This window comes from Streptomyces sp. NRRL F-2664, assembly GCF_000719345.1.
Taxonomy (GTDB): Bacteria; Actinomycetota; Actinomycetes; order Streptomycetales; family Streptomycetaceae; genus Streptomyces.
In genome coordinates, this window is record NZ_JOFX01000104.1 from 1 (window position 1) to 6,107 (window position 6,107).

A 6,107-nucleotide genomic window follows, 5' to 3' on the forward strand; every position below is an offset into this window, starting at 1 on the left:
GCCTTCCCCCTGGACCGACAGAACCCCCCAACAAGGTTCATCGTTGCAGCTCAGGAAGGCACTTTCGCGTTTCCGCCCCATAGCAGGCCGTACCCAAGTCAAACGGCGAGGCTAGGTTCTCTGGTGATTGCGGAGCGTAGCGAGAAGGATGCGCTTGCGGAGTAGAGGGAAGCCGACACGTCCGAACATGTGCCGTTTGAGCATCTTGATGCGGTTGACGGCGCCTTCGACGTGGCCGGAGTTCCACGGGGGTGCTGTCACGTTGTCGGTGGGGTGATCGTTTGGGGGTGTGAGGAAGCCGTTGGCGGCTGGTTGCTCAGGCTTCGGAGGGCACGTCGGCGGCGCCGGTGATCTGGTCCCAGATTGGGAAACGGACCCTCATTTCGAAGCGGTAGCGGTCGGCGCTCATGAGGTGCCGGTGAGGTCGGAAATGGGGTGAGATCCCGGTGAACGCGGACAGGAACCGTTGTGCTCCGCCGACGCTACGGAATCCCTTCATCGCGCGTTCCCGCTGCCTGGTGGGCTGGTGAGAGTTCCCCGCCCGGCTGTTCGAACCCTTGTGCGCACGGTGCTCACCGTCATCACCTTACGATGCGCCGCCCCGTACGACTTCAGCTTGTCGGTGACGATCACCCTGGTCACCTGCCCGGTGGAGGTGAGGAGCCAGCGGAAGAAACGCCTGGCCGCAGCCTGTCGGAAGTTCGGCCAGACCTACGCCAACAGCCTGCGCCGACGGCGTCCGCGGCCCGGCGACAAATGATGTGGACCGCTCTGGCAGGCATTCCTCCGACGTTTCGATCCGGAGCACACCTTCCGCCTCGCGAAGCAGACTCTGGGCTGGACCACCCCGAAATTCCGCACTCCGGAGGCAGCGGACGGATGCAGGTACCCGACGGAGCTTCGGCACGTCCGGTTCCACTCCGGACCTCACTGGCTCGCCGACACGATCAACAGGCCCTCTCGGCGAGCCCTGGGGACAGCAACTGTCATGCGCTCTGGACGATGAGGTCCTCACTGCCGGGCTGGCTGGACTGGGCGACCTTCAGCCCGGTGAAGCCTTCGACGGGCGTGAACGTGTAGGACGGCTTGCCGGCCCCATCCCGCTTCATGGTCAGCGCCACCTCACCGACCTTCTTGTACGGGTTGTCGACGTCTTGCACGATCTCCTCGACATCGTACTTATAGGTTGCGCTGCGGTTGATATCGACATTCACCGTGTGGGCGAGCAGGGCAGCTTTGCACGCGGCGGCAGGATCCGACTCCCCGTCCCAGGGAAGGGCCGGGCTCGTCGGCATGGGGCCCGGATCCGCCGACGTCAGCTTCAGCCGGTACTGACTCCTGTTACACACCTGGAAAGGAAGGATTGGAAGAGGCTTCCCGATATCCTTGGAACCGGTGCCGAGCGGAGCGTAGTCGGCCACGACCCACCAACCCTTGACGTTCCCCAGGGTCGTTGCACCGCACGCCTTGGCCCCAATGCTGACACCGATAAGGCCCTTCGCCATCATCCGCCGGAAGTCAGTGGTCTCGCCGGTAGATCCCCCCGTTTCATAGTCATAGTTTGATCGCTGGTCGTACCAGTAATCGATAGCCTGCCGCTTAGCATCGTCGAGATCGGTGGCCGACTGCGTGATGAAGGACCTCCCGTTTGGCGTCTTGTCGTAAAACTGGCTTGTAAGGCAAGAATTGGCGACCACCAAAGCCGCGGTCCCGTTGTGGTTGATCGGAGGAGTGTCCTCGTGCAGCGCGCGCTTCTCGTTGATCAGGTGGGTCCCATATACGTCTCCGGCGGCGGTGGTGCTTGACTGGCCCGCTTCGGATGTGTCGGCGGCGCTTGCGGGTGCGACGAAACACGTCGCGGCGATGGCCGCGGCCGGGAAGACGGCGGCAAGCTTGGTGGACAGTTTCACGGATTCTCCTCGTCGAGGGTGTCTCCCTGCAGGCGCAAGAAGTCTTCGGGACCGGGGGATCTCCTATGGGCAGGAGATGTCGAAACCCAGACTGGGCATTTTCGCGTTTTCCATCACGCAGTACACAGACCGAGTTTTCCGGCATCGCCGCCCGACGAGTCAACTGCCCGGGGGACCGAATGCCTCCCCCAATCGTGGGCACCAAGGAACCGGAACGGTGTCCCTCAGCTGGCCGACGGGGTGGTGGAGATACCCCTGACCGATCAGCCGACCCGATCGGAGGACCCCTGCATAACTTCTGCTCCGCCGCGAAGCCGCTCGCCAGGACGCCGGAGCCGGGAAGGTACTCGGCGGCCTGGGCAAGCATCGGCTCGAATGGCGCGGGGTGAGAACCACTCGGGAATGGCCTCCTTGACCGCCCCTCCGGGCCTGGCACCGAATAGCCTTCCCCGTCGACGCGTGCGTGGCATGTGCGGTACAGCCAGAGGGCCCTGTCGGGTCAGGCTCCGGGGTGGAGTTCTGAAACCGGCATGATGACCATGCGCGGCTCCCCCTGTCCGGGTTCAGATGGTCATGGAGGTGGTGGCCTGGGGGCGTGCCAGTCGAGGCATAGGACGGTGTCGTCGTCCCTGGGCGGCCGGCCTTCGTAGGCGTCGGATACCGCGCCGACGAGGCATACGACTTCGCGGGGGTGGTCGTCGGCGGTCTTGCAGAGCAGGCCGGGCAGGTCGACGGCTTCGGCCTCGCGTTCCTGCATGCCGTCCGTGTGGAGCAGGAGCCGATCGCCGGGGCGCAGGTCGAGGTTCTGCCCGGTAGGCGCCCTGTATCGGAACGCCGAAGGGCATGTTCACGGCGAGGGCGAGTTCGGTGACCGTGCCGTCGCGCAGCCGGTACGGCCAGGGGTGGCCGGCGTTGACGAGCTGGGCGCTGGTGCCGCCGAGGGCGATGCGCAGGAGCTGGCCGGTGACGATGAGCAGACGGCCTTGAGCTCGTCCGCCAGGTCGCCGAGCGCCTGCTGCAGGAACTGATCGAGGCCGAGGCCACTGCGGGGAGCGGCGCAGAGTGGGGCGCGAGCGGACCGAGTCCTGCACCGGCTGGCGCAACGGACACCGGGACAAGGCGGCTGCCGCCCAGGCCGGCGGCCTGGAGCTCTCGATTCCCAGCTGAGGGCAGGGAGCTTCTTCCCCAGCCTGCTCGAACGCCGACGCCGGATCGACCAGGCCCTCTACGCCATGATCACGGAAGCCTGCGTCCACGGCGTTTCGACCCGGTCCGCCGACGACCTGGTCAAAGCCCTCGGCTCGGACACCGGCATATCCAAGAGGGAGGCCTCGCGGATCTGCGCCGGCCCCGACGAACAGCCCGACGTGTCCCGCACCCGCCCCCTCGACCACGTCCGGTCCCCCCTACGCCTTCCCCGACGCGACCTACGCCAAAGCGCGCGTGGAACACAGAATCGCCTCCCAGGCCACCGTCACCGCCACCGGCGTCACCGAAGACGGCGGCCGCGAAGTCGCATTTGTGACGGTCGGCGACAGCGAGACCGAGGTCTTCCGGTCCCCATTCCTACGCCACCTGCGGGAAAGCGGCCTGACCGGCGTTCGCCTGGTGATCTCCGACAGCCCCAGCGGCCTGGCCAAAGCCATCCGCAAAGTCATGACCGGTGCCGCCCGGCAGCGCTGCCGCGCGTCATGACCGGTGCCGCCCGGCAGCGCTGCCGCGCCCTCTTCGTCCGCAACGCCTTCGCCCTCACCCCCGAGGGCTCCGCGGAGATGGCCGCCGCGACCATCCGCGCCCTCTTCGCGCAGCCCGCCGCCGAAACGGTCCGATCCCACCACGACACCGCTGCCGACATGCCCGGAAAGCAGCTCCCCAAAGCCAAGGCCGTTCCAACCGACGCGAAGGAGGACCTGACCGCATTCGCCGACTTCCCGCAGCACTGAAAGAAGACCCAGTCGACCAACCCGCTCGCGAGATCAAGCGACGCTCAGACGTCGTCCAGGCCTTCCCCGACACTGCGGCCGCCAGCCGTCCGGCCACCGCGGCCATCGTCGAGCTCCACGACGAATGGACGCCTTCCCCCGCCGCTACCCCTCCACCGAAAGCATGGACGGCCTCTACACAGACACCGAAACCAACCTGCCCGACACCACAGAATGACCAGTTACACCACGACCAGGGACATGACCCTGGCCCGAGCCGCTGCCTGTTGCGCTCTCGGTATTCGGGGGCCGCCGCGACCGGCTGATCGCCGCGGGCAGTCTTCTGCCCTGGCAACAGTTCACCACGCACTTCCGCGGACTCGAGCTGTACGAGGACGATACAGAGCACGCTGGCGGGCCAGCCACACGCTCGGGGCTCGGCCACGGAGGCCAACCGGTTCGCGCGAGTACTGGGTCACCTACAGGCCGATGCAGCGAGAGGCCACCGGCCCTCACTCGGCCCCAACACAGCGTCAGACGATCAAGCGTCCGACAAGTTGACAGTGCCGTTGCCCCCAAATTCGCGCCCCCCAACCCTCTTTTGACGTAGTCGGACGTGCGCGTCGACCTCCGATGTGACTCACTTTGAGTGCGATCATGGACGCTTCGCGACCCCGCTACACACGGGCGGGTGGTCAGAAATTCATCACCGAGAGACGGGAAAACAAGTTGCTTACCAAAAATGGATATGCGGTTGCGGCAGTTTTTGTGGCTATGGCTGCCGTCGGAAACCAAGGAGCTGCAGCGGCCGCTCCGAAGCACCAGCACCCAAGCGGATCCAACCATCGGATCAGCGTCGCTTGCAACGAGGCAGCGCTCGTCGCGGCGATCAACAGTGCCAACAATGACGGAGGAGGAACTATCGACCTAGCTGCCCGATGCAATTACGTCATCACCACCAATCACGGGGGGGCAGAGGACGGCCTTCCAGCGATTACGTCCCCGGTAGTGATCAACGGTCGCGATGCGACCATTATTCGCTCAAGCGCCGCGGAGACCCAGTTCCGCTTGATTCGCGTAGCAAACACCCCCAACTCCTTCCTCAGCCTAAATAATACCACTATCCGAAACGGCTCCGCTAACGCTGGGGGTGGAATTTTGAATGACGGGCGACTCGAAACACAAAATTCTACTTTCTATCAAAACCGGGCAACCGGAGACGGCGGCGCCCTCCACAACACCGGGATTGCGAGTATTCGCAACACTGTCTTTCAGCAGAATCTGAGCGGCTTCTTCGGGGGAGGGATTGAGAACGCCGTTTCAGGCACCCTGACTGTCAGGGGTGGAGCCATCAGTGGAAACCAGGCAGTAGGCGGAGGGGGCGGGGTGACGAATTTTGGTACGGCTGATTTCACGGGCACGAGCATCTCGCAGAACAGGGCAGAAACTGGAGGAGGGATTTTTCAATCCAGCGCGAACGCTAAATTGACCATGCGGTCCGGTGCGGTGACGCGCAATATCGCTACCGGAACCGCTGGCGGGGGGATCGACAACCGAGATGTCACCAGCACTGTCCAGCTAATTTCTACCGAGGTCTCATACAATCACGCGAACGGAAGGGGAGTGGGTGGCGGCATCAACACGGACGGCCCGCTCACCCTTGACCGCAGCCGAATTGTGTACAACACGGCCACGGGTGCGGGTGGCGGCATCCGAACAACCAATACCGCGAATATTACATCGACTCGCATTACGGATAACACCGCGGGCAATGGCGGCGGCATTGCGAACGAAAATGGCAATGTAAACCTGACGAGGAGCATCGTCACCGCGAACACTCCGAACAACTGCATCCCCGCCGGAAGCGTGCCCAACTGCGTGGGATAGGCAGGGTGTTAGGCTCCCCCGACATAATGGGCGCCGAACCGGTCGCGCAGGTTGCGCGCCGCCACGTCGAGGGAGTTCACCGGCGCAGCGGCCTCCGCCGGCACCTGCGCCAGTCCGATCCGATCCGATCATTCGCCACATGCCTCCCAAAGGTCAGCGAGCACTCCTTCCCGCAGAACGACGAAAACAGGGAGGAGACACACGCCGTAACCACAGACTGCGAGCGCGGATCCCCCGGCCTGACGCGGACCTCTTCCCTCGGCTATCGCGTGGAAAGACACCTCATGCAGTTACTGAGCTTTGCGGGTTGTCGTCGGGTGGTGACGGTTCATGATCCTTGCGGTATCCCGGTGGTATGCGTTATCCGAAGGGTGGGGGCCTGACCGCT

Annotated in this window: 2 protein-coding genes and 3 pseudogenes; 2 read left to right on the top strand and 3 right to left on the bottom strand. The window is 64.4% G+C overall.

The features are described 5' to 3' along the window. Positions 1 to 316: 316 nt before the first annotated feature. The 3 genes and pseudogenes from IF89_RS48405 to IF89_RS48410 all read right to left on the bottom strand — a co-directional run. Positions 317 to 693, bottom strand: a pseudogene (locus tag IF89_RS48405) (DDE-type integrase/transposase/recombinase); the annotation flags it as partial. Between the two features lie 293 nt (positions 694 to 986). Beyond that, entirely contained in the window at positions 987 to 1,910 is a 924-nt protein-coding gene (locus IF89_RS0133955; protein ID WP_030776435.1) for a hypothetical protein, read from the bottom strand. A gap of 571 nt (positions 1,911 to 2,481) precedes the next feature. After that, positions 2,482 to 2,893: pseudogene (locus IF89_RS48410) on the bottom strand (PP2C family protein-serine/threonine phosphatase); the annotation flags it as partial. On the opposite strand from IF89_RS48410, the pseudogene IF89_RS49855 reads away from it, so the two are divergent. Together IF89_RS49855 and IF89_RS46520 are read left to right on the top strand one after the other, a co-directional pair. Then, positions 2,884 to 4,070: pseudogene (locus tag IF89_RS49855) on the top strand (IS256 family transposase); the annotation flags it as partial. The pseudogenes IF89_RS48410 and IF89_RS49855 sit on opposite strands and share 10 nt — an antisense overlap. A gap of 419 nt (positions 4,071 to 4,489) precedes the next feature. Beyond that, entirely contained in the window at positions 4,490 to 5,719 is a 1,230-nt protein-coding gene (locus IF89_RS46520; protein WP_158718063.1) for a hypothetical protein, read from the top strand. Positions 5,720 to 6,107 lie beyond the last annotated feature (388 nt).

Excerpts from the sequence above, each read along its gene's own strand:
- IF89_RS46520 (WP_158718063.1), top strand. The coding sequence starts at position 4,490 with ATGGACGCTTCGCGACCCCGCTACACACGGGCGGGTGGTCAGAAATTC.